We start from the raw sequence: 22,652 nt of genomic DNA, 5'->3' as shown, positions 1-22,652 counted from the left end.
TGCCAAGGTTCGTTACGACTTCTGATGCCGGTTGCGGTCAGTTGAAATGAAAAAGCCCCCGGTCGCGAGACCGGGGGCTTTTCATTTGGTGCGGCTCAGAACAGCAACCGCCAATCCCGCTTACTTGGCCTGGTAGATGATCCCCGGGCTGCACTGGACCATCTGGTAATGGTCCGGCAGGCCGTTCAGCGCCTCGGAGGCGCCGAGGAACAGGTAGCCACCCGGCTTCAGCGTTGCGTGGATGCGGGTCAGGATGTCTTTCTTGACCTGGGCCGAGAAGTAGATGAGCACGTTGCGGCAGAACACCACGTCGAACTTGCCCAGCGCAGCGTAGCTGTCGAGCAGGTTGAAGGAACGGAACTCCACGCGGCTGCGGATCGGCGCCTTGATCGCAAAGCGGCCTGCGCCCTTGGGATCGAAATAGCGTTGCAGGCGTTCCTGAGACAGGCCGCGCGCGATCGCCAGGCTGTCGTACTCGCCGGTCTTGCAGTTGGCCAGCATCGCACCGGAAAGATCGGTCGCCACAATCTGCGCGCCCGCTTTCATTTGGCCGAGGTTGCCGCGCTCGAACTCGTCGAGGGTCATGGAAATCGAATACGGCTCCTGACCGGACGAGCAGGCCGCCGACCAGATGCGCAGGCGCTGGCCCGGGTTGTTGCGGACCAACTCCGGCAACACCTTGTTCTTCAGCACTTCAAAGGGATAGGTATCGCGAAACCAGAGCGTTTCGTTGGTGGTCATGGCATCAACCACCTGCTCGCGCAAACCGCTGCGCGGCTGGTTCTGAATACGCTGGACCAGTTCGGTCAGCGTCTTGATGCCCTGCTGTTCCATCAGCTTGTTGAGACGGCTGGAAACCAGGTACTGCTTATTTTCGCCCAGCAGGATGCCACAGGCTTTTTCCAGGAAGACCCGGAACTGCTCGAAATCCAAATTACCCGTAGACAATGGTGCCGCCTCTTAAATCATGTGCAACACCAGGGGCCGCGACCCCTGGCCGTTATTAGTGTGTGGCCTTGATCCGGTCAACCACGCGCTGAGCCAGGTCGTCGGGCCTGAACTTGGCGAGGAAGTCGTCTGCACCGACCTTCTTGACCATCGCCTGGTTGAAAACACCAGACAGCGAAGTATGCAGGATGATGTGCAGTTTTTGCATGCGCGGGTCGTTGCGGATTTCCGCGGTCAGCGTGTAACCGTCCATCTCCGGCATCTCGATGTCGGAAATCATCATCAGGAATTCTTCTTCCGGACGCTTGCCCTCGTCGACCATCTTGCGCAGGTAGTCCAGCGCCTGACGCCCGTCGTTGAGCGCGACCACCTCGACGCCGACGGTCTGCAGGCAGCGACTCACCTGCTTGCGCGCCACCGACGAGTCGTCGACGGTGAGCACCCGCAGCGACACCGCCTTGCTCTGTACATCGGCATCGACCACCCCGGAAGACACCGATTCGGAACTTGGCGCCACTTCGGCAAGGATCTTCTCGACGTCGATGATCTCGACCATCTTGTTGTCGACCCGGGTCACCGCCGTGAGGTAGTGATCGCGGCCGGTTCCCTTGGGTGGCGGATGGATCTCTTCCCAGTTCATGTTGACGATGCGTTCGACCGAATGCACCAGGAACCCTTGGGTCTTGGTGTTGTACTCGGTAATGATGACGAAACTCTTGCTCGAATCTTCATTCAGACCGGGCAAGCCGGTCGCCATCGCCAGATCCAGGATCGGGATGGTCGCCCCACGAATATTCGCAACACCGCGCACAACCCGGCTGGATTTGGGCAGAAGCGTCAGGCTCGGGCATTGCAGCACTTCCCGGACCTTGAAGACGTTGATCCCGTACAACTGATTGCCATTAAGGCGAAACAGCAGCAGTTCAAGACGATTCTGACCAACCAGTTGCGTGCGCTGGTTCACCGAATCCATAACACCAGCCATGCCAGACTCCTCAACCGAAGCTCGGGGCAGCGCACCGGATCGGCACGCGCCTTGCTTTTTTAACTGTATGAAAACGAAAACGACATTTTTCCGACGCCTGCACCGCCATCTGCCCGGCTTCCTTGCTGCGCTGTGCTTGTTGACTCCCGGCGCTCGAACTCTGGCTGACGCCTTCACCTTGCCTGAACAGCTTATCGGTGTCACCCAGGGGTTTCTTGAATTCACTGTTGAAGACTATTTGGAAAAGAGCCAGACCGAGGGCCGCTACGAGATCCAGGTCAACAACCTCGACCCGCGCCTGCGCATGCCGTTGTGCAGTGAACAACTGGGCGCCAACCTGGAAAGTCCGGCGCAGCCGCTGGGCCGGGTAACCGTGCGGGTGCGCTGTGATGGCAGCTCGCCATGGACGGTGTTCGTTCCCGCCCAGGTCAAGCTGTACCGCGACGTGGTGGTGGTCACCCGTCCGCTCAAGCGCGAAGCCGTGGTCAGCGAAGAGGACATCGCCCTGCGTGAGCGCGACGTCGGCCTGCTTGGCCAGGGTTTCCTCGCCAGCCTCGACCAGGCACTGGGACAGAAAGTTATCCGACCAATGGTCATCGACCAGGTCATCACCCCGGTTCACCTGGAACAGGCCGAGGTGATCCGCAAGGGTGACCATGTTGTGATCACCGCCCGCAGCGGCACGTTGAGCGTGCGCATGCCCGGCGAAGCCTTGACCAAAGGCGGCATAAGCGAGCAAATTCGCGTGCGCAACCTCAACTCCAAGCGCGTGGTGAAGGCCAGGGTAACCGGTCCCGGCCAGGTGGAGGTTGCCATGTGACCTTGTGCCGCATCGCACGCACGGCTGATGAAAGCTGGCGATCAGGGACTGCATTTCCTAAACTGTGTCCCAGTACGGGCTGATGGACCTGCCGCGAAGGATCATTCATTCGCGCCTAAAGTTTTTTTCGGGTCGGCCGAAAAAAGGGCAAGCGTCCAAATTCCCAGAGGTTTTCTGATCATGGTCATCGACTTCAGTCGTTTGAATAATTCCCCGTCAGTGACGGGCGGCCTGCGCACCGGCAATAGCCAGGAAAGCGCCGCCAGCAACCGCGCAGGCCAGTCCGAAGCAGTTGCCAGCACCGCCCAGAGCGGGGAAACGGTACACCTCAGCCACGAGGCACAGCAGTTGCAACAGGTCAGCGACAAGCTGCGCGACCAGCCTATCGTCAACAGCGACCGTGTGGCCGCGTTGAAACAGGCGATCGCCGACGGTAGCTACCAGGTCGACGCCAACCGTGTCGCCAGCAAACTGCTTAATTTCGAAGCTCAGCGCTAGCCCTCTGGCGCGCTGACTTCAAGGACGCTACGACTCCAAGAGCCAGCCATGCACGACACTACCCTGCTGCAACTGATCGAAGACGATATCGGCCCGGCACAACAACTGCTCCAGCTCCTGCAGGACGAATACGTCGCCCTGCACGGCCGGGACATGCCGGTGCTGGAAAATATCCTGGCCTACAAGCAATCGCTGGTAGTGCTACTTGATCAGCAGGGACGTCGGCGCAGTGAACTGCTCACCAGTCTGGGCCTGCCCCCAGACCGCACCGGCGTCGAGAAACTGGCCAGCCAATCGCACCTGGGTGCGCAATTGCTGCAGCAACTCGATGTGCTGGGCAATCTGCTCAACGAATGCAAGACCATCAACGAACGTAACGGTCAATCCATCGTTTTGCAGCAGGCCACCACGGCCAACCAGATCAGAATCCTCATGGGCGGTGAAGCCCCTTCGCTCTACGACAGCCGGGGCTCTACCTCGCCACTTGCCAAGCCTCGTGCGCTCAGCCAGGCGTGACCCTCTATCAAGGCACAACACATGCTGGCAGAATGCTGGCTGCGTGTGTCGTTTTTGCCTGGAGATTCATCAACCGTGTTCAATGACGTAGAAGCTCCGCAGCCTCCGAAGGTCTTCACCACGCCTTTGGAAATTGCCGCCAACTTGCGGATGCTGCAAGAGAGCCATGATCCGCTGATCATTACCTTCCATGAGCGCAGTCAGCGTTTCCAGAGTTACGTGGTCGACGTCGACCGCGACAACAACGTCCTGTCCCTGGACGAAATGATTCCTCGCGACGGCGAGCGTTTCCTGGAAAACGGCGAACCCTTCCGGGTCGAAGGTTTCCATGACGGCGTACGGATCGCCTGGGAGTGCAACGAGCCACTGACGGTCGTGACTGCCGATAATGCCCGCTTCTACCGCGGCGCCCTGCCCACCGAAGTGACCTATCACCAGCGCCGCAACGCCTTCCGCGCCGCGTTGAAGCTGTCGCAACTGGTGGACGTTGTTCTCGACGGCGAGAAGCTCAAAGGCGCTGGCGCCATTCGCGGCAAGCTGCTGGACGTTTCCGCCACCGGCTGCAAGCTGCGCTTCGAAGGCAACATCGAAGAGCGTCTGCAATTGGGTCAGGTCTACGAGAAATTCGCTGCGGGCAGCCCGCTGGGCCTGAGCAACATGTCGGTCGAACTGCGCCACCTGCATTTCGAAGAGCGCCTGGGCGCCACCTTCGCCGGTATCCGCTTCCACAACGTCACCGGCCAGATGCAACGCAAGATCGAAAGTTTCGTCTATCAACTGCAGCGCGAAGCTCGCCGTTTCGACAAAGACGACTACTGAGTACCCCTTGGGACCGCGATGCGGTCCCAGCCTTCCTGGATCACACCGGCTTCTGTTCTTGCCCTTCCTTGCCGGCCTCTCCCTCTTCTTCCTCGGTATCCTCGGCCGCGACGGGCGTCTGCATCTGATCCTGCACCACCTGCTCGGTCACGCGCGGGTCCAAGGCCGCGGCAAGCGGTGAGCTGGCGGCTGGCATGGCCACGTGGGACAGCGGCGCATCATCGACCTGATGCAGCCCGGTAACCGCCTTGGGCCGAATCCGCCAGACCAGCACCAGCGCAAAGAAGGTGAAGAAAGCGTAGAGCATCTGCTCGCCGAAGACCTTCATCAGCACACCCGCGGCCAGCGGCCCGATGCTCGCACCGACACCGTAGGTGACCAACAGCATGGCGGTCAGCGACACGCGCCGCTCGCTCTCCACATGGTCGTTGGAGAACGCCACGGCCAGCGGGTACAGGCAAAACTGCAACAGCGACACCACGAACCCGGCGACGAACAGCACCACCATCGGCACCTCGGGCAACACGGCAAGCGGCAACGAAGCCACCGCCAGGCCCACCGCGACACTGCGGATCAGCACCGCCCGATCATAGCGGTCGGACAGCCAGCCCAACGGCCACTGCACCAACAGGCCAGCAAAAATGCAGCAGCCCATGAACAGACCCACTTGCTCGGTGCTCAGGCCCTGCCGCGAGGCATACAACGGCGCCAGACCATAAAAGGACCCGACGATCAGCCCCGAACCCAGCACCGTGCTCAGGGACTGCGGTACGCGCTTGATGAAGAACCGCGGCTCCATGGCCGCCGGCCGCAATGGCGCCGGGTGGATGCGCCGAGTCAACGCCACCGGCACCAGGCACAGGGCGAAGCACATGGCGACCAGCATCAGCAGTTCGAGGCCCAGTTGCGGGTGCGCCACCAGGATCAACTGGCCCAGCACCAGGCCGAGATAGGAGGCGATCATATAGCCGCTGAACACCGCGCCGCGCTGCTTGGCGTCGGCCTGCTCGTTCAGCCAGCTCTCGATGACCATGTACTGGCACATCATGCCGAGGCCGACGATGACCCGTAAAAACAGCCAGGCCGGCAGCCAGCTGACCAGGCCATGACCGAGCACCGCCGCGCCGACGATCCCCGCACAGGTGGCGTAGGCGCGGATATGGCCGACCCGGGCGATCAGCCGGTGGCCGATCTTGCCGCCAAGGGCCAGGCCGAAATAGTTGGCCGCCATCAGCGCACCGACCCAGAGACTGTCCACATGGTCGGCACTCAGGCGCAGGGCCAGGTACGTACTCAACAGACCGGAACCGATCAACATCATCAAAGCGGCGAAGTACAACGCGCGAAAAGACTTCCAGATAGTGCGCATCAGCGTCCCGAACGGCCTCTTGAGCAGATGGAAAAACTGCGTGAAAGCATAAGTGATTATTCCCGCCACAGGCTCGGGCTCGGAGAAAAAAACAAGAGGCCGATCACGTTACCGGGATCGGCCTCTTCTAGTGGGTGGCTCTAGCGCAGCCTGCGTTCGGTCAGGCCTGGGCGGCCAGCACACGACGCTCCCACGGGGTGATTTCATCGAAGAAGCTGGTCAGCTCCAGGGTCTTGGTGGCGTGGTAGCCCTCGATGAACTCCTTGCCGAACAGCTCGCGCGCCAGATCGCTGCGCTTGAGCCGGTCGAGCGCCGCATGCAGGGTGCATGGCAGCGACAGGTTGTCCGGCACCTCGAACTCGCCCTGGATCGCCGGCGCCGGTTGCAGACGCTGCTCGATGCCGTGCAGGCCGGCGGCGAGGCTGGCGGCGATCGCCAGGTACGGGTTGGCATCGGCACCAGGCAGGCGATTCTCGACCCGCCGAGCCACTGGCGAACTGGCCGGAATCCGCAGACCTGCAGCACGGTTGTCCTCGGACCAGCAGGCGTTGTTCGGCGACGCATAAGGGTGGCACAGACGCTGGTAGGAGTTGACGTTGGGCGCGAACAGCGCGGTGAAGTCCGCCAGACAGGCCTGCTGGCCGCCGATGAAGTGGTAGAACGCATCGGTCGGCTTGCCGTCGGCATCGCTGAAGGCATTTTTGCCGCTGTCGATGTGCACCACGCTCTGGTGGATGTGCATCGAGCTGCCCGGGGTTTTCGCCAGCGGCTTGGCCATGCACACCACCGTCAGCCCGTGCTTGAGCGCGACTTCCTTGAGCAGGTGCTTGAACAGGAAGGTCTGGTCAGCCAGCAACAACGGATCACCGTGCAGCAGGTTGATCTCGAACTGGCTCACGCCCATTTCGTGCATGAAGGTATCGCGCGGCAGCCCGAGCGCCGCCATGCAGCGGTAGACCTCCTGGAAGAACGGCCGCAGGCCGTTGTTGGAACTGACGCTGAAGGCCGAGTGACCGTCCTCGCGGCGTCGGTCCAGGCCAACAGGTGGCTGGAATGGCTGAGTGGGGTCGGCGTTGGGCGCGAAGACGAAAAACTCCAGTTCGGTGGCCACCACCGGCGCCAGGCCGAGGGCGGCGTAGCGGGCGATCACCGCCTTGAGCTGGCAGCGGGTCGACAGGCCGGAACCTTCGCCAGTCAGTTCGCTGGCGTCGCAGATGGCCAGGGCGCGGGGTTGATCGCTCCAGGGCAACAGATGGATCTGCGTCGGATCGGCGACCAGCGCCAGGTCACCGTCATCACTGCCGTAGAAGCGGGCCGGCGGGTAGCCGCCCATGATGCATTGCAACAACACGCCGCGGGCCAATTGCAGGCGCCGGCCTTCGAGGAAACCCTCGGCAGTCATCACTTTGCCGCGCGGTACGCCGTTGAGGTCTGGCGTGACGCATTCGATTTCATCAATGCCCGTCAAACGCTCGGCCAGGGAGCGCTGGTCATTGGTCGTCATGACTCTATCCTTGTTGTTTTCGCATGCCGGAAACGGCGACCCCCACAACATACTCAGCCACTGTTAAAAATATCAAGCATATAAGTGGCCAATTGATCGTGATTTTCTACACTCCCCAGAGACTGATCGCTGCTGGCTCCCGTCAGAAACCTAGCGAGCCTCGCGCAACGTCAACCCATTCGCCGGCAACGGCAGCGCCGTCTTGTAGCGCACCTGCTTGAGGGCAAAGCTTGAACGGATATTGGCCACGCCCGGCAGCCGGGTCAGGTAATCGAGAAACCGCTCCAGCGCCTGAATGCTCGGCAGCAATACCCGCAACAGATAGTCCGGGTCGCCGGTCATCAGGTAGCACTCCATCACTTCCGGGCGCTCGGCGATTTCTTCCTCGAAGCGGTGCAGCGACTGCTCCACCTGTTTTTCCAGGCTGACATGGATAAACACGTTCACATCCAGCCCCAGCACTTCCGGGGCCAGGAGGGTCACTTGCTGGCGAATCACCCCCGACTCCTCCAGCGCCTTGACCCGGTTGAAACACGGCGTGGGCGAGAGGTTCACCGAGCGCGCCAGCTCGGCGTTGGTGATGCGGGCATTTTCCTGAAGGCTGTTGAGAATGCCGATGTCGGTCCGATCCAGTTTCCGCATGAGAATAATTACCCTGCCGATTGTTGTTTTGCAGAATATTTATCCGCGCGCCGTGGCAAAGGCAACCAACATCAGAAAAATATTCTTCCGGGGGCGGAATATCATGTAGCCAAGACTGACTCTCTGGTCACAAGCCGGAATCAGTAGCGACCGCTTCAAAGCTCAACAAAAACACAAGACAGAGCGAGCGTAAAAAAGCATGAACGAGTACGCCCCCCTGCGTCTGCATGTGCCCGAGCCTACAGGCCGGCCAGGCTGCCAGACCGACTTTTCCTACCTGCGCCTGGCCGATGCCGGCCAGGTCCGTAAACCCGCTATCGACGTCGAACCTGCCGATACCGCCGACCTGGCCTACAGCCTGATCCGCGTGCTCGATGACAAAGGCAATGCCCTCGGCCCGTGGGCCGAAGACATCGACCCGCAGGTGCTGCGCCGCGGCATGCGCACCATGATGAAAACCCGGCTGTTCGACAGCCGCATGGTGGTTGCCCAGCGTCAGAAGAAGATGTCCTTCTACATGCAGAGCCTCGGCGAGGAAGCCATCGGCAGTGCCCAGGCGGCAGCGCTGAACCGCACTGACATGTGCTTCCCGACCTACCGCCAGCAAAGCATCCTGATGGCCCGCGACGTGTCGCTGGTGGAGATGATCTGCCAGTTGCTGTCCAACGAGCGCGACCCGCTCAAGGGTCGCCAGTTGCCGATCATGTATTCGGTGCGCGAGGCCGGCTTCTTCACCATCAGCGGCAACCTCGCCACCCAGTTCGTCCAGGCTGTCGGCTGGGCCATGGCCTCGGCCATCAAGGGCGATACCAAGATCGCCTCGGCCTGGATCGGCGACGGCGCCACCGCCGAATCCGACTTCCACACCGCCCTCACCTTCGCCCACGTCTACCGGGCACCGGTGATCCTCAACGTGGTCAACAACCAGTGGGCGATCTCCACCTTCCAGGCCATCGCTGGCGGTGAGGCGACCACCTTCGCCGGTCGCGGCGTCGGTTGCGGCATCGCTTCGCTGCGGGTCGACGGCAACGACTTCATCGCGGTCTACGCCGCCTCGCGCTGGGCCGCCGAACGCGCCCGCCGTGGCCATGGCCCGACCCTGATCGAGTGGGTCACTTACCGCGCCGGCCCGCACTCCACCTCGGACGATCCGTCCAAGTACCGTCCGGCCGACGACTGGAGCCACTTCCCGCTGGGCGACCCGATTGCCCGTCTCAAGCAGCACCTGATTGCCGCCGGCCAGTGGTCCGAAGAGGAGCACCAGGCGGTCACCGCCGAACTGGAAGCCGAAATCATCAAAGCGCAGAAGGAAGCCGAGCAGTACGGCACCCTCGCCGGTGGGCAGATGCCGAGCCCCGCCTCGATGTTCGAGGACGTCTACAAGGAAATGCCGGAGCACCTGCGCCGGCAGCGCCAGGAACTGGGGATCTGAGATGAACGATCACAACACTTCAATCCAGTTGGAAACCGCCATGGCGACTACCACCATGACCATGATCCAGGCCCTGCGCTCGGCCATGGACATCATGCTCGAGCGCGACGACAACGTGGTCATCTACGGCCAGGACGTCGGCTACTTCGGCGGGGTATTCCGCTGCACCGAGGGCCTGCAGACCAAGTACGGCAAATCGCGGGTATTCGATGCGCCGATCTCGGAAAGCGGCATCGTCGGCACCGCCGTGGGCATGGGCGCCTATGGCCTGCGTCCGGTGGTGGAAATCCAGTTCGCCGACTATTTCTACCCCGCCTCCGACCAGATCGTTTCGGAGATGGCCCGCTTGCGTTATCGCTCGGCCGGCGAGTTCGTGTCTCCGCTGACCCTGCGCATGCCTTGCGGCGGCGGTATTTATGGCGGCCAGACCCACAGCCAGAGCCCGGAAGCGATGTTCACCCAGGTCTGCGGCCTGCGCACCGTGATGCCGTCCAACCCCTACGACGCCAAGGGGCTGTTGATTGCTTCGATCGAGAACGACGACCCGGTGATCTTCCTCGAACCCAAGCGCCTGTATAACGGCCCGTTCGACGGCCACCACGACCGCCCGGTAACGCCGTGGTCGAAACACCCCGCCAGCGCCGTGCCAGACGGCTACTACAGCGTGCCGCTGGACAAGGCGGCGATCACCCGCCCCGGCAACGACGTCACCGTGCTGACCTATGGCACCACCGTCTATGTGTCCCAGGTTGCCGCCGAGGAAACCGGTGTCGATGCCGAAGTCATTGACCTGCGCAGCCTGTGGCCGCTGGACCTGGACACCATCGTCGAGTCGGTGAAGAAGACCGGCCGCTGCGTGGTCGTCCATGAAGCCACCCGCACCTGCGGCTTTGGCGCCGAACTGGTGGCGCTGGTGCAGGAACATTGCTTCCACCACCTGGAGGCGCCGATCGAACGCGTCACCGGCTGGGACACCCCCTACCCGCATGCACAGGAGTGGGCGTACTTCCCCGGTCCTTCGCGGGTTGGCGCGGCATTGAAACGGGTCATGGAGGTCTGAATGGGCACGCACGTCATCAAGATGCCGGACATTGGCGAAGGCATCGCACAGGTTGAGCTGGTGGAATGGTTCGTCAAGGTCGGCGATACCGTCACCGAAGACCAGATCGTCGCCGATGTCATGACCGACAAGGCCACGGTCGAAATCCCTTCGCCGGTCACCGGCAAGGTCCTGGCCCTCGGCGGCCAGCCCGGCGAAGTCATGGCGGTCGGCAGCGAGCTGATCCGCATTGAAGTGGAAGGCGCCGGCAACCATCAGGAAAGCGCCGGCAAACCGGCGGCAGTCGCGGCCCCCGAGGCAAAACCCGTCGCGCCGGTTGAGACGCCGGCAGCCGTGACCGCCGCGCCTGTCGCAGCCGCCAGCCCGGCCCGCAGCAGCGCGCCCGAAGCGGCGATCGTGCCGCGTGCGGCCAATGAACGTCCGCTGGCTTCCCCGGCCGTGCGCAAGCGCGCCTGGGACGCCGGCATCGAATTGCGCTATGTGCACGGCAGCGGCCCGGCCGGGCGCATCCTCCACGAAGACCTCGACGCCTTCCTCACCCAGCCGACCCACGGCCAGGCGGCACCGGGCGGCTACGCCAAGCGCGAGGACAGCGAGCAGATTCCGGTGATCGGCCTGCGCCGCAAGATTGCCCAGCGCATGCAGGACGCCAAGCGCCGCGTCGCGCATTTCAGCTATGTCGAGGAAATCGACGTCACCGCGCTCGAAGAGCTGCGCGTGCACCTGAACAAGAAATGGGGCGACAGCCGCGGCAAGCTGACCCTGCTGCCGTTCCTGGTCCGGGCCATGGTGGTGGCCCTGCGCGAGTTCCCGCAGATCAACGCGACCTACGACGATGAAGGCCAGGTCATCACCCGTCACGGCGCGGTGCATGTGGGCATCGCCACCCAGGGCGACAACGGCCTGATGGTGCCGGTGGTGCGCCATGCCGAAGCCGGCAGCCTGTGGGACAACGCCAGCGAGATCGTCCGCCTGGCCAACGCGGCCCGCAACAACAAGGCCAGCCGCGAGGAACTGAGCGGCTCGACCATCACCCTGACCAGCCTCGGCGCCCTCGGCGGGATTGTCAGCACGCCGGTGGTCAACACCCCGGAAGTGGCGATCGTCGGCGTCAACCGCATCGTCGAGCGGCCGATGGTGGTCAACGGCCAGATCGTGATCCGCAAGATGATGAACCTCTCCAGCTCGTTCGATCACCGGGTGGTCGACGGCATGGACGCCGCGCTCTTCATCCAGGCCATCCGCGGCCTGCTCGAACAACCCGCCAGCCTGTTTGTGGAGTGACCATGCAGACCCTCAATACCACGCTGCTGATCATTGGCGGCGGCCCCGGCGGCTACATCGCGGCGATCCGCGCCGGGCAACTGGGCATTCCCACGGTACTGGTGGAAGGCCAGGCGCTGGGCGGCACCTGCCTGAACATCGGCTGCATCCCGTCCAAGGCACTGATCCACGTCGCCGAGCAGTTTCACCAGACCCAACAGCACAGCGAGCATTCGAGCCTGGGCATCAAGGTCCAGCCGCCGACGCTGGACATCGGCCAGAGCGTCGCCTGGAAAAACGGCATCGTCGACCGGCTGACCAGCGGCGTCGCCGCGCTGCTGAAAAAGAACGACGTGAAGGTGATCCACGGATGGGCCAAGATCATCGATGGCAAGCAGGTCGAAATCGACGGCCAGGACCTGCGCATCCAGTGCGAGCACCTGTTGCTGGCGACCGGCTCCAGTAGCGTCGAACTGCCGATGCTGCCGCTGGGCGGCGCGGTGATCTCGTCCACCGAAGCCCTGTCACCGAGCCAGTTGCCCAAGCGCCTGGCGGTGGTGGGCGGCGGTTATATCGGCCTGGAGCTGGGTATCGTCTACCGCAAGCTCGGGGTCGAGGTCAGCGTGGTGGAGGCGCGCGAGCGCGTCCTGCCGACCTATGACGCCGAACTGACCCAGCCGGTGGCCGAGTCGCTGAAGAAACTCGGCGTGAAGCTGTACCTGGGGCACAGCGTCGAAGGCTTCGACGCCGCCGAAAAACGCCTGCGGGTGCGCACGCCGGACGGCGCGGAACTCTCGCTGGAAACCGATCAGGTGCTGGTGGCGGTGGGCCGTCGTCCACGCAGCCAGGGCTTCAACCTCGAAGCCCTGGCGCTGAAGATGAACGGCGCCGCCATCGCCATCGACACGCGCTGCCAGACCAGCATGCGCAACGTCTGGGCCATCGGCGATCTGACCGGCGAGCCGATGCTGGCGCACCGCGCCATGGCTCAGGGCGAGATGGTTGCCGAGCTGATCGCCGGCAAGCAACGCGCCTTCACCCCGACCGCGATTGCCGCGGTGTGCTTCACCGATCCGGAGCTGGTGGTGGCCGGCAAGACCCCGGACGCGGCGAAGGACGAAGGGCTCGACTGTCTGGTGGCGCAATTCCCGTTCGCCGCCAATGGCCGGGCCATGACCCTTGAGTCGAAGAGCGGCTTCGTGCGCGTGGTGGCGCGCCGCGACAATCACTTGATCGTCGGTTGGCAGGCGGTGGGGGTTGGCGTGTCGGAGCTGTCCACGGCGTTCGCCCAGTCGCTGGAGATGGGCGCGCGACTGGAAGATGTGGCGGGGACCATTCATGCGCATCCGACGCTGGGTGAGGCGGTGCAGGAAGCGGCGTTACGGGCGTTGGGGCACGCGTTGCATATCTGATCGGCGTTTGCTTGAAAAAGCCGGGGCCGCTGTGCGGCCCTTCGCGAGCAAGCTCGCTTCCACAGGTCTCTGTAGGAGCGGGTTTACCCGCGAAGGGCCGCACAGCGGCCCCGACTTATTTGATCTGGAATAGATCAGACGCGGAAGTAACCCACCGAGGAATCGAACGGCAGGCGCTTCAGCTCGACCTTGTTCAGGTCCAGCACATCGCGCAGTGCGGCGGTTTCGCCAGGGAAGTTGCGGTAGGCAACTTCGTCCAGCACCACGATGGCGCCTTTCGGCATGTACGGCAGGAAGGTTTCCAGCGCGACCTTGGTCGACGAATACAGGTCAGTGTCGAGGATCAGCATCGCCACCACCAGGTCCGGGCGGGTCTTGACGAAGGCCGGCACGGTTTCAAGGATGTCGCCCTTGACGATCTCGCAACGCGGGATGCGGTTGACCGGGCGAACCAGGTCGTTGGCGTCGATCATGTCCTGGATCAGGGTCTCGTCGGTGTCGGAGAACATGCTCTCGTTGATGTCGGCCGGGTCTTCCTTCTGGTCGATGCTGGCAAAGCCCTGGAAGGTGTCGAAGCCGATGATCGAACGGTTGATCGCATACGGCTCGAGAATCATCGACAACTGCATGTACAGCATCAACGAATTGCCCTTGTAGACGCCGCATTCGACGATGGCGCCAGGAATGTCCTGGACCATCTTGAACAGCTCGATGCGTGACAGGGCCGCGGTCACCGCGATGCGGTTGGCGAACACGAAGGGGGCGTCAGCCACGTATTGGGCATCGACGCGGCTCAGCACGCTGGCGCGCTTTTCGTTGTACTCGACCTCGGCAGCAGTCAGGCGACGCTTGGTCATGGGTTAACTCCCTGGAATTGCGAAAAGTCGCTGGCATGGAAAAGGTCTTTGAAGCCGGCCTCGACGTCGAAACAGCCGTTGTCGACGTTCGGCGCGCCGCGCTTCTGAATCAGGTCCTGCAGGTGGATCAGGCGGAAGTCCACGCTGAAGCGGATCCTGTCGGTGTGGTTGGCCACGGTGCCGTGCAGGTGCGAGCCGGAGAACATCAGCATCTCGCCGCTGTTGGCGGCAACGCGGATTTCCGCGCTGTTGTCGATTCCTTCCAGCGGCACCGGGTGTACCCGCGCTTCCTCGGTGATGTTGTCCTTGGCCTTCAGGCGCTGGTTGTTGATCCAGTCGGTCAGGCTCCAGGTGTGCGAGGAGTTTTGCACCGGCTTGGTGAAATAGGCCGGGTTGATCATCATGGTCTGCTCGGGCTCGATGCTGTAGATCGGCATCCAGGTGTTCAACTGGCAATCGACGCTGCCGTACCAGGTGTCGCGGTGCGCCTTATAGGCGTAGCTGACGCCGGCGTGCAGGTAGTCGTAGTTCGGCACCACGCGCACCCGTGGCACGTCGAAGATGTAGTCGCTCGGGTCGGCACCGATTTCAAGGATGTAGTCGCGGATCAGCGCCTTGGCCTGCGGGCCATTGGTGAATTTGCGCTTGAGCCGGGTGACGTGCTCGACGAAGGTTTCCACCGACATCTTCTTGTGCAGCGACAGGTGATCGAGCTCGCCGTCGAAGGCTTCAGTGATGCTGTGCCGGGCCAGCGCACACAGTTCGTGGGCGCTGCGCAGGTTGGTATCGAGGAAGATGTCGCCCGCGTAGACGCGCTCGCGGAATGCCGGCTTCTTCTGCAACTGGTTGATGTAAAGATTCATACGCCTCTTCCTCATAAAGACCAATGCCCGCCACTCAGGGCGGGCCATGAATTGAAGTGGACGCAAGGCGACGTCACTCTGCCTGTCCGGCAGGGAACTTCAACCCCATGGGGGTCCGGGTCGTGGCCCGGATGTAGTGCTCTTTGGATCGGCACCGGGTGCGCAAACTTTAATGCCGCCCGGCGGTACAAGACTTGCCGCAAGCGGCAAACGTCTTCCGCCGTACAACCGCACCGTACGGCTGCAAGCCCCGTGTTGCGGGGATCCGCCGGGCTGGCACAGCAATTGCGATATCGCGCCTGATCCAGTGTCCCACTCCAAGGAGAATGATCCCGTGAGCATCATCAATGGCCATGGCTGGCAGAACATCGCGGTGAGCCAGCACCGCACCCTCGCTGCCGTCCCCGGCGCCGACGCGCAAGCTTACCAGTCGGAAACGGCCACCGCGTCGGCGGTTTCCACGGTCAGCAGCGCGACCGCCTCCGGCAGCGCTTCGAACTCGACGTACCAGGACGCTCAGGATGCCCAGGACGAGGCCTTCGCCAAACTCAAGGTGGTCCTGCAGAACTCGGGGTCCAGCGAGTCTGACGAATCCACGGGCGTAACGGCGTCCGGCGCCAGCACCACGAGCAGCAGCGCCGCCCAGGAGTTTCGCGATTACATGGCCCTGTCGCCGGCCGAGAAAATCCGCCTGAAGCTGCTCAACGAGCTGGGGCTGACCGAGGACGACTACGAGGCGTTGCCGCCGGAGAAGAAAGAGAAGATCGACCTGGCGATCGCCCAGCGCATCAAGGATGAAACCGAGCTGAAGTCCATGGGCCAGGCAGAACCGCAGATGCAGGCGGCGATGGCGGCGCAGAACCTGAGCGCGTCACTGAGCGAACGACCGCAGGACGCGGCGGATCCGGCGCAGGCGCGCAAGGAGAAGGAGGATCGGGAGGATCCGTTGAATAGGTGACAGTTCCATCGCTGGCGAGCGGAACGCCGCTTGCCAGCGATGGCCCCTCTCAAGCAATCGGAATCAAAGGATCCGCCGCCGCCAATGCCACCGCCCGCTCCGCCACCGGCGGATAGATCCACACGGTGTTGATCTGGGTCTTGAGCTGCTTGCCCTCCTCCTTCACCAGTTTCACTTCGCGCTCCCAGCCTTCGGTGAACACCGCGCCCCAGGCGCCGAGGTCCAGGCAGGTGACGTACTTGGGCTGGCTGTAGGTGACCGGCGCTACGCCCAGCAGGTCAGCCGCGACGTTGTTGCCGGCATGGCGACCCAGTGGAATGGCGTGCTGGCAGGTCATCAGCGCATGGTTGCCTAGGTCATCGCTGGCCGCATAAGCGGTATCGCCGGCGGCATAGATATCGGCCTGTCCCACCACCTTCAAGGTGCCATCCACATGCAGCCGGCCTTGGCGATCACGCTCGCCGGGAATCTGCGCGGTCAGGTCACTGGCCCGGACGCCGGTGGTCCAGATCACGGTGCTGGCCTCGATGCGCTGGCCGTCCGACAAGGTCACGCCCTCGGCATCCACAGCCTCCACCGACGACTTCAAGCGCCACTGCACACCCAACTCGGCACTGGCCTCGGCGATCGAGCCGGCGATTTCGTTGCCCATCGAAGCGCCAATGGCCTCGCCACGGTCAACGATGATCACGTTCACCTCGGCGTCCTCGCCCAGCACCGCACGCAGGCGGGCCGGCATTTCGGCCGCGGTCTCGATACCGGTGAAGCCGCCACCGGCGACCACCACGGTATTGCGCGCCGCCGAAGCCGGGCGTTGCGCCAGTGACTTCAGGTGCGTTTCCAGGCGCAGCGCTTCTTCGAGTTGATCGACATCGAACGCATGCTCGGCCACACCCGCCAGGTCCGGTCGGGCCAGCACGCTACCGGTGGCCAATACCAGCTTGTCGTAGTGACTGACCGCCGTATTGCCGTGGGCATCCCGGTACTCGACGCGCTTGCCGGCCACATCGATGCGCTGCGCGGCGCCCTGGATGAAACGCACACCCACCGCGTCGAACAACGCGCCCAGCGGCGCCACGGTGCGGGCGACATCCGCTTCATAGAAACGCGGGCGGATACGCAGTTCGGCCTGGGGTGCGAGGACACTCACGGCAACGTTCGTGCGGCCATGGATGTCCAGCAGGCGCGTGGCGCTCAGGGCGCTCCACAGTCCACCAAAGCCGGCACCGAGAATCAGGATGTGCTGTTGCATTGTTCTGCTCCGCTTGTAGAAGGGTTCGAATTCACAACTACGACTTTATTGGTCGTAGTTAATAAAAACAAGTCGCCACTCGTCGCCAGCCGCCAGGTTGCGCCATGGAAACCGCCTTGAAGCCACATAATCAGCGGCTATAGGCGCTCTGAAAAATTTTCGGGCAGACGGAAGGTGACCGCCGGCTTTGCTCGGCAGCCACAGAGGCTGGTAACATTTGCGACCAGTTCAGTCGGAGATAACGTGATGTCGCTTTACAGCGCGGGTGTCGAATACGGCATTCACTGCCTGATATTCCTGGTCGGTGACGGCGGCGAGAGCCGCGAGGCCAGCGTGCGTGATCTCGCCGAACTGCAAGGCGTGCCGCTGGACTACCTGGCGAAGATTTTCACCAAGCTGGCCAAGGGCAAGCTGGTGGCGGCCACCGAAGGCGTGCGCGGTGGTTTCCGCCTGGCCCGCCCCGCCGACGAAATCACCCTGCTGGACATCGTCAATGCGATCGACGGGCGCAGGCTGATCTTCGATTGCCGCGAGATCCGTGGCCGCTGCGCGCTGTTCGACGGCGAGCCGCCTGAGTGGGCGACCGAGGGGCCTTGCGCGGTTCACGCGGCGATGATCACCGCGCAGAAACGCATGGAAGAAGCGCTGGCCCAGCAGACCGTACTCGACCTCGCGCGCAAGGTCGGGCGCAAGGCCCCTGCCGGGTTCGGTGCGCAGGTCGGCGACTGGATGAGCGGGCGGCGGGAGAAAAAGGCGGCGCCGGAAGGCGGGCAGATTCCGCTGGTGGATGTATCACCATGAAGTAGTCGCGGCGCGTTCTCGCGAGCAAGCTCGCTCCTACATTGTCCAGAGCCGTCGCGAAGGCCTGCCAAGCAGGCCACCCCTCTCGAAACGTCATTTGTCATACGACAACATCACCCCATTTAAAATCGCCTAAAGCCTTATCCTGCCTAGCTTTCACCGCTAAAACCCCCTCCCTTCCCCGTCACTCCCCGACAAAAATTCCTCATTACGCCCTAGCCACCCGACAAGTTGTACGATAACGTAAGACAACTGTTCAGCCACACAACCACTCACCCGACCCAAGGTTTTCAAACAATGACTCCACAAGAACTGAAATCCATCCTGTCCCACGGACTGCTGTCTTTCCCGGTTACCGACTTCGACGCCCAGGGCGACTTCCACCGCGCCGGCTACATCAAGCGCCTGGAATGGCTGGCCCCGTACGGCGCCAGCGCGCTGTTCGCCGCGGGCGGCACCGGTGAGTTCTTCTCCCTGGCCGCCAGTGAATACAGCGAAGTGATCAAGACTGCGGTAGACACCTGCGCTGGCTCGGTGCCGATCCTCGCCGGTGTCGGCGGCTCGACCCGCCAGGCCATCGAATACGCACAGGAAGCCGAGCGCCTCGGCGCCAAGGGCCTGCTGCTGCTGCCGCACTACCTGACCGAAGCCAGCCAGGACGGCGTCGCCGACCATGTCGAAGCGGTGTGCAAGTCGGTGAACATCGGCGTGGTGGTCTACAACCGCAACGTCTGCCGCCTCAACGCCAGCCACCTGGAACGCCTGGCCGAGCGCTGCCCGAACCTGATCGGCTACAAGGATGGCCTGGGCGATATCGAGCTGATGGTGTCGATCCGTCGCCGCCTGGGCGATCGTTTCAGCTACCTCGGCGGCCTGCCGACCGCTGAAGTCTATGCCGCGGCCTACAAAGCCCTGGGCGTGCCGGTGTATTCCTCGGCGGTGTTCAACTTCGTGCCGAAGACCGCCATGGACTTCTACCACGCCGTCGCCCGTGACGATCACGCCGCCGTCGGCAAGCTGATCGACGACTTCTTCCTGCCGTACCTGGACATCCGTAACCGCAAGTCCGGCTACGCGGTGAGCATCGTCAAGGCCGGCGCGCGCATCGCCGGCTACGACGCAGGCCCGGTGCGCACGCCACTGACCGACCTGACCGGCGAAGAGTACGAAATGCTCGCCGCGCTGATGCACAAGCAAGGCGCTCAGTAAGGGTTTGCCGCCCGGCCGCGCCTGCGTGCGCGAGCTGGCGGCACAGGCATTGTCCGCGGGCTGCCGCGCGTCACGTCAGGACGCGCCGCGGCCCGAACCCGCCGGCTGACAATAACGACAAGGGCCAACCCATGCAGTTGATCGAACATTCCGACTCACCGCGCTATGTCCGCCTGCACGCCGACGACAATGTCGTGGTGGTGGTCAACGACCAGGGCCTCGCGACCGGCAGCCGTTTCAGCGACGGCCTGACCCTGGTGGAGAACGTGCCGCAAAGCCACAAGGTCGCGCTCACCGATATCCCCCGCGGCGAGGCGGTCCGGCGCTACGGCCAGGTCATCGGCTATGCGCTGGAGGATTTGCCCCGCGGCAGTTGGGTGCGGGAAACCCAGCTGGCGATGCCCGAGGCGCCGCCGCTGGACAGCCTGCCAATGGCCGATGCCATCCCCGCGCCGCTGCCGCCCCTCGACGGCTACAGCTTCGAGGGCTACCGCAACGCCGACGGCACCGTGGGCACACGCAATATCCTCGGCATCACCACCACCGTGCAGTGCGTGGCCGGGGTGCTGGAACATGCGGTGGCGCGCATCCGCGCCGAACTGCTGCCGCGCTATCCCCATGTCGACGACGTGATCGCCCTGACCCACAGCTACGGCTGCGGCGTGGCGATCAACGCCCGCGATGCCTATATCCCGATCCGCACCGTGCGCAATCTGGCGCGCAACCCCAACCTCGGCGGCGAAGCACTGGTCATCAGCCTCGGCTGTGAAAAGCTCCAGGCCGATCAGGTGATGCACGAGAACGACGCCTCGGTGGACCTGCGCGAACCCTGGCTATATCGCTTGCAGGACGCACAACTGGGCTTCGGCGAGATGATCGAGCAGATCATGGCCCTGGCCGAAACCCGCCTGAAAAAACTCGACCGGCGTCGACGCGAAACCGTCCCCGCCAGCGAACTGATCCTCGGCATGCAGTGCGGCGGCAGCGACGCCTTTTCCGGCATCACCGCCAACCCGGTGCTGGGCTTTGCCAGCGACCTGCTGATCCGCGCCGGGGCCACAGTGATGTTCTCGGAAGTGACCGAAGTGCGCGACGCCATCTACATGCTCACCTCTCGCGCAAGCACTCCGGCGGTGGCCGAAGCGCTGGTGCGGGAAATGGACTGGTACGACCACTACCTGCAACGCGGCGCCGCCGACCGCAGCGCCAACACCACGCCGGGCAACAAGAAAGGCGGGCTGTCGAATATCGTCGAGAAGTCCCTGGGCTCCATCGTCAAATCCGGCAGCAGCGCCATCAGCGGCGTCATCGGCCCCGGCGAACGGGTCAGCGGCAAAGGCCTGGTGTTCTGCGCCACGCCGGCCAGCGACTTCATCTGCGGCACCCTGCAACTGGCCGCCGGCATGAACCTGCACGTCTTCACCACCGGCCGTGGCACACCCTACGGCCTGGCGATGGCGCCGGTGGTGAAAGTCTCCACCCGCAGCGAACTGGCGCAGCGCTGGCCGGACCTGATCGACCTCGACGCCGGGCGTATCGCCAGCGGCCAGGCGAGCATCGAGTCGCTGGGCTGGGAACTGTTCCGCTACTACCTCGATGTCGCCAGCGGCCACCAGCGCACCTGGGCCGAGCAACACCGCTTGCACAACCACATCACCCTGTTCAACCCGGCACCGGTCACCTGAATCGGTGCCTGTCCTCATCCTTCCTGGAGATCCATGATGCCCAGCGTTCTCGGTCACAACTTCATCGGCGGCAGCCGCAGCGCCGCCGGCAACGTCACCTTGCACAGCGTCGACGCGACGACGGGCGAAGCCCTGCCCTACAGCTTCCACCAGGCCACCCCGGCGGAAGTGGATGCCGCGGTCGAAGCCGCTGAAGCGGCCTTCGTCGAGTTCCGGCAGTCGAGCCCGGAACGGCGTGCGTTGTTCCTCGACGCGATTGCCGAAGAACTGGACCAGTTGGGTGACGATTTCGTCGCCCTGGTCTGCCGCGAAACCGCCCTCCCCGCCGGCCGCATCCAAGGCGAACGCGGCCGCACCAGCGGGCAGATGCGTCTGTTCGCCCAGGTGCTGCGCCGCGGCGATTTCCTCGGTGCGCGCATCGACCTGCCGCTGCCGCAACGCACGCCGCTGCCGCGTGTGGACATTCGCCAGATGCGCATCGGCGTCGGCCCGGTGGCGGTGTTCGGCGCGAGCAACTTCCCGCTGGCCTTCTCCACCGCCGGTGGCGATACCGCCGCCGCCCTCGCCGCCGGTTGCCCGGTGGTGTTCAAGGCGCACAGCGGCCACATGGCCACCGCCGACCTGGTGGGCTGCGCCATCGTCCGCGCCGCCGAGCGCAGCGGCATGCCCAAGGGCGTGTTCAACATGATTTTCGGTGCTGGCGTGGGCGAGCAACTGGTGCGTCATCCGGGCATCCAGGCGGTCGGCTTCACCGGCTCGCTGTCGGGCGGCAACGCCCTGTGCAAGATGGCCGCCGAGCGCCCGCAACCGATCCCGGTGTTCGCCGAGATGAGCAGCATCAACCCGGTGATCGTCCTGCCCGAAGCGCTGGCGGTGCGCGGCGAAACCATCGCCCGCGAATTGAGCGCGTCGGTGGTGCTGGGCGGCGGCCAGTTCTGCACAAACCCGGGACTGGTGATCGGTGTCAGCTCGCTGGCGTTCAGCGCCTTCATCGAGCAGTTGCAGGAACAGATGGCCGCCCAAGGGCCGCAGACCCTGCTCAATGCCGGCGGCCTGCGCAGCTACGCCAAGGGCCTCGAGCACCTGCACGGACACCCGCGTGTCACCCACCTGGCCGGCCAGCCGCAACACGGCAACCAGGCCCGGCCGCAATTGTTCAAGGCGGACGTGTCGCTGTTGCTCGAAGGCGATGAGTTGCTGCAGGAAGAAGTGTTCGGCCCGACCACCATTGTCGTCGAGGCGGCGGATGATGCGCAGTTGATCGAGGCGTTGCGTGGGTTGCGTGGACAGTTGACCGCGACGCTGATCGGCGAGCCGGAGGACCTACATGCGCATCAGCACCTGGTGCCGCTGCTGGAGCAGAAGGTTGGGCGGATTCTGGTGAATGGTTATCCGACCGGCGTCGAGGTGTGCGATGCCATGGTGCATGGCGGGCCTTATCCGGCGACGTCGGACGCCCGCGGCACTTCGGTGGGCACGTTGGCCATCGACCGGTTCCTGCGTCCGGTGTGCTACCAGAATTATCCACAGGCCCTGCTGCCAGCGGCGCTGCGCGATAGCAATCCGCTGGGGATTCGGCGGTTGGTGAATGGGGAGTGGTCTGAGGGGGGGATTGGGTGAAGCTCAGGCTTTAGCTTTTTTCAAAATCGAAGATGGCATCGATCCTGTGGGAGCTGGCTTGCCAGCGATGAGGTCAAGCCTGGCAATCAGGCTGTAGCTGCCGGCCTCATCGCCGGCAAGACCGGCTCCCACAAGGTTC

The 22,652-nt window shown here is 63.6% G+C and carries 21 protein-coding genes; 13 read left to right on the top strand and 8 right to left on the bottom strand.

Annotated elements, in window-relative coordinates:
• Positions 1-120: 120 nt before the first annotated feature.
• Positions 121-948, bottom strand: coding sequence for a protein-glutamate O-methyltransferase CheR (gene cheR, locus NTD82_RS01960; RefSeq protein WP_095156922.1), 828 nt, complete (start codon positions 946-948; stop codon positions 121-123).
• Between the two features lie 55 nt (positions 949-1,003).
• Positions 1,004-1,933, bottom strand: a complete 930-nt coding sequence (locus NTD82_RS01955; protein WP_095156921.1) for a chemotaxis protein CheV — start codon at positions 1,931-1,933, stop codon at positions 1,004-1,006.
• Between the two features lie 67 nt (positions 1,934-2,000).
• Here NTD82_RS01955 and flgA point away from each other — a divergent pair, with 67 nt between their 5' ends.
• The 4 genes from flgA to NTD82_RS01935 all read left to right on the top strand — a co-directional run bounded on the left by flgA (position 2,001) and on the right by NTD82_RS01935 (position 4,586).
• On the top strand, positions 2,001-2,753 hold the full coding sequence (flgA, locus tag NTD82_RS01950; protein ID WP_095156920.1) for a flagellar basal body P-ring formation chaperone FlgA: 753 nt from the start codon (positions 2,001-2,003) through the stop codon (positions 2,751-2,753).
• A 180-nt stretch (positions 2,754-2,933) separates the two neighbouring features.
• Positions 2,934-3,251 (top strand): flagellar biosynthesis anti-sigma factor FlgM, encoded by a 318-nt coding sequence (gene flgM, locus NTD82_RS01945; RefSeq protein WP_095156919.1) that lies wholly within the window; start codon positions 2,934-2,936, stop codon positions 3,249-3,251.
• Positions 3,252-3,299: 48 nt separating this feature from the next.
• On the top strand, positions 3,300-3,767 hold the full coding sequence (locus NTD82_RS01940; protein ID WP_095156918.1) for a flagella synthesis protein FlgN: 468 nt from the start codon (positions 3,300-3,302) through the stop codon (positions 3,765-3,767).
• 75 nt (positions 3,768-3,842) lie between these two features.
• Positions 3,843-4,586: a flagellar brake protein gene (locus NTD82_RS01935; protein ID WP_262127574.1), complete on the top strand. Its 744-nt coding sequence runs from the start codon at positions 3,843-3,845 to the stop codon at positions 4,584-4,586.
• 40 nt (positions 4,587-4,626) lie between these two features.
• Here the strand turns inward: NTD82_RS01935 and NTD82_RS01930 are convergent, their stop codons facing one another.
• From NTD82_RS01930 to bkdR, 3 genes are all read right to left on the bottom strand, one after another.
• Positions 4,627-5,955, bottom strand: coding sequence for an MFS transporter (locus tag NTD82_RS01930; RefSeq protein ID WP_262127572.1), 1,329 nt, complete (start codon positions 5,953-5,955; stop codon positions 4,627-4,629).
• A gap of 160 nt (positions 5,956-6,115) precedes the next feature.
• The gene (locus tag NTD82_RS01925) at positions 6,116-7,357 is read right to left on the bottom strand and encodes a glutamine synthetase family protein (protein WP_177454444.1); all 1,242 of its coding nucleotides are present in this window, start codon (positions 7,355-7,357) and stop codon (positions 6,116-6,118) included.
• A 252-nt stretch (positions 7,358-7,609) separates the two neighbouring features.
• Positions 7,610-8,101, bottom strand: a complete 492-nt coding sequence (bkdR, locus tag NTD82_RS01920; RefSeq protein ID WP_095156914.1) for a Bkd operon transcriptional regulator BkdR — start codon at positions 8,099-8,101, stop codon at positions 7,610-7,612.
• 199 nt (positions 8,102-8,300) lie between these two features.
• Here bkdR and NTD82_RS01915 point away from each other — a divergent pair, with 199 nt between their 5' ends.
• Genes NTD82_RS01915 through lpdA form a run of 4 tightly spaced genes read left to right on the top strand, consistent with a single transcriptional unit; the run spans position 8,301 to position 13,268 of the window.
• Entirely contained in the window at positions 8,301-9,533 is a 1,233-nt protein-coding gene (locus tag NTD82_RS01915; RefSeq protein WP_262127571.1) for a 3-methyl-2-oxobutanoate dehydrogenase (2-methylpropanoyl-transferring) subunit alpha, read from the top strand.
• 1 nt (position 9,534) lies between these two features.
• Complete coding sequence (locus NTD82_RS01910; protein WP_262127570.1) at positions 9,535-10,593, top strand: alpha-ketoacid dehydrogenase subunit beta; 1,059 nt, start codon at positions 9,535-9,537, stop codon at positions 10,591-10,593.
• The gene (locus NTD82_RS01905) at positions 10,594-11,877 is read left to right on the top strand and encodes a dihydrolipoamide acetyltransferase family protein (protein WP_262127569.1); all 1,284 of its coding nucleotides are present in this window, start codon (positions 10,594-10,596) and stop codon (positions 11,875-11,877) included.
• Between the two features lie 2 nt (positions 11,878-11,879).
• Entirely contained in the window at positions 11,880-13,268 is a 1,389-nt protein-coding gene (lpdA, locus tag NTD82_RS01900) for a dihydrolipoyl dehydrogenase (protein WP_262127567.1), read from the top strand.
• 134 nt (positions 13,269-13,402) lie between these two features.
• On the opposite strand, the gene NTD82_RS01895 is transcribed toward lpdA, so the two are convergent.
• Together NTD82_RS01895 and NTD82_RS01890 are read right to left on the bottom strand one after the other, a co-directional pair.
• On the bottom strand, positions 13,403-14,125 hold the full coding sequence (locus tag NTD82_RS01895) for a TylF/MycF/NovP-related O-methyltransferase (protein WP_095156909.1): 723 nt from the start codon (positions 14,123-14,125) through the stop codon (positions 13,403-13,405).
• Positions 14,122-14,988: a hypothetical protein gene (locus NTD82_RS01890; RefSeq protein WP_262127565.1), complete on the bottom strand. Its 867-nt coding sequence runs from the start codon at positions 14,986-14,988 to the stop codon at positions 14,122-14,124. The genes NTD82_RS01895 and NTD82_RS01890 overlap by 4 nt, the downstream gene beginning before the upstream one ends.
• Before the next feature lie 334 nt (positions 14,989-15,322).
• Between NTD82_RS01890 and NTD82_RS01885 the strand changes: the two genes are divergently transcribed.
• Entirely contained in the window at positions 15,323-15,946 is a 624-nt protein-coding gene (locus NTD82_RS01885; protein WP_262127564.1) for a hypothetical protein, read from the top strand.
• A gap of 49 nt (positions 15,947-15,995) precedes the next feature.
• Here NTD82_RS01885 and NTD82_RS01880 read toward each other — a convergent pair whose 3' ends face one another.
• Entirely contained in the window at positions 15,996-17,198 is a 1,203-nt protein-coding gene (locus tag NTD82_RS01880) for an NAD(P)/FAD-dependent oxidoreductase (RefSeq protein ID WP_262127563.1), read from the bottom strand.
• A gap of 246 nt (positions 17,199-17,444) precedes the next feature.
• Here NTD82_RS01880 and NTD82_RS01875 point away from each other — a divergent pair, with 246 nt between their 5' ends.
• From NTD82_RS01875 to NTD82_RS01860, 4 genes are all read left to right on the top strand, one after another.
• On the top strand, positions 17,445-17,999 hold the full coding sequence (locus tag NTD82_RS01875) for an RrF2 family transcriptional regulator (RefSeq protein ID WP_262127562.1): 555 nt from the start codon (positions 17,445-17,447) through the stop codon (positions 17,997-17,999).
• 297 nt (positions 18,000-18,296) lie between these two features.
• Entirely contained in the window at positions 18,297-19,208 is a 912-nt protein-coding gene (gene kdgD / locus NTD82_RS01870; RefSeq protein WP_095156904.1) for a 5-dehydro-4-deoxyglucarate dehydratase, read from the top strand.
• 131 nt (positions 19,209-19,339) lie between these two features.
• Positions 19,340-20,893, top strand: a complete 1,554-nt coding sequence (gene garD, locus NTD82_RS01865; RefSeq protein WP_262127561.1) for a galactarate dehydratase — start codon at positions 19,340-19,342, stop codon at positions 20,891-20,893.
• Between the two features lie 36 nt (positions 20,894-20,929).
• On the top strand, positions 20,930-22,513 hold the full coding sequence (locus NTD82_RS01860) for an aldehyde dehydrogenase (NADP(+)) (RefSeq protein WP_262127560.1): 1,584 nt from the start codon (positions 20,930-20,932) through the stop codon (positions 22,511-22,513).
• Positions 22,514-22,652 lie beyond the last annotated feature (139 nt).

It is taken from the genome of Pseudomonas sp. 5P_5.1_Bac1, assembly GCF_025466015.1.
Classification (GTDB): domain Bacteria; phylum Pseudomonadota; class Gammaproteobacteria; order Pseudomonadales; family Pseudomonadaceae; genus Aquipseudomonas.
This window is presented reverse-complemented; position numbering and strand designations above follow the sequence as displayed.

Coding starts and splice junctions, on each gene's coding strand:
- NTD82_RS01915 (WP_262127571.1), top strand. CDS start 8,301: ATGAACGAGTACGCCCCCCTGCGTCTGCATGTGCCCGAGCCTACAGGC.
- flgM (WP_095156919.1), top strand. CDS start 2,934: ATGGTCATCGACTTCAGTCGTTTGAATAATTCCCCGTCAGTGACGGGC.
- NTD82_RS01940 (WP_095156918.1), top strand. CDS start 3,300: ATGCACGACACTACCCTGCTGCAACTGATCGAAGACGATATCGGCCCG.
- garD (WP_262127561.1), top strand. CDS start 19,340: ATGCAGTTGATCGAACATTCCGACTCACCGCGCTATGTCCGCCTGCAC.
- NTD82_RS01895 (WP_095156909.1), bottom strand. CDS start 14,125: ATGACCAAGCGTCGCCTGACTGCTGCCGAGGTCGAGTACAACGAAAAG.
- NTD82_RS01905 (WP_262127569.1), top strand. CDS start 10,594: ATGGGCACGCACGTCATCAAGATGCCGGACATTGGCGAAGGCATCGCA.
- NTD82_RS01925 (WP_177454444.1), bottom strand. CDS start 7,357: ATGACTGCCGAGGGTTTCCTCGAAGGCCGGCGCCTGCAATTGGCCCGC.
- flgA (WP_095156920.1), top strand. CDS start 2,001: ATGAAAACGAAAACGACATTTTTCCGACGCCTGCACCGCCATCTGCCC.
- bkdR (WP_095156914.1), bottom strand. CDS start 8,101: ATGCGGAAACTGGATCGGACCGACATCGGCATTCTCAACAGCCTTCAG.
- lpdA (WP_262127567.1), top strand. CDS start 11,880: ATGCAGACCCTCAATACCACGCTGCTGATCATTGGCGGCGGCCCCGGC.
- NTD82_RS01880 (WP_262127563.1), bottom strand. CDS start 17,198: ATGCAACAGCACATCCTGATTCTCGGTGCCGGCTTTGGTGGACTGTGG.
- NTD82_RS01860 (WP_262127560.1), top strand. CDS start 20,930: ATGCCCAGCGTTCTCGGTCACAACTTCATCGGCGGCAGCCGCAGCGCC.
- NTD82_RS01955 (WP_095156921.1), bottom strand. CDS start 1,933: ATGGCTGGTGTTATGGATTCGGTGAACCAGCGCACGCAACTGGTTGGT.
- NTD82_RS01930 (WP_262127572.1), bottom strand. CDS start 5,955: ATGCGCACTATCTGGAAGTCTTTTCGCGCGTTGTACTTCGCCGCTTTG.
- NTD82_RS01890 (WP_262127565.1), bottom strand. CDS start 14,988: ATGAATCTTTACATCAACCAGTTGCAGAAGAAGCCGGCATTCCGCGAG.
- kdgD (WP_095156904.1), top strand. CDS start 18,297: ATGACTCCACAAGAACTGAAATCCATCCTGTCCCACGGACTGCTGTCT.
- NTD82_RS01910 (WP_262127570.1), top strand. CDS start 9,535: ATGAACGATCACAACACTTCAATCCAGTTGGAAACCGCCATGGCGACT.
- NTD82_RS01875 (WP_262127562.1), top strand. CDS start 17,445: ATGTCGCTTTACAGCGCGGGTGTCGAATACGGCATTCACTGCCTGATA.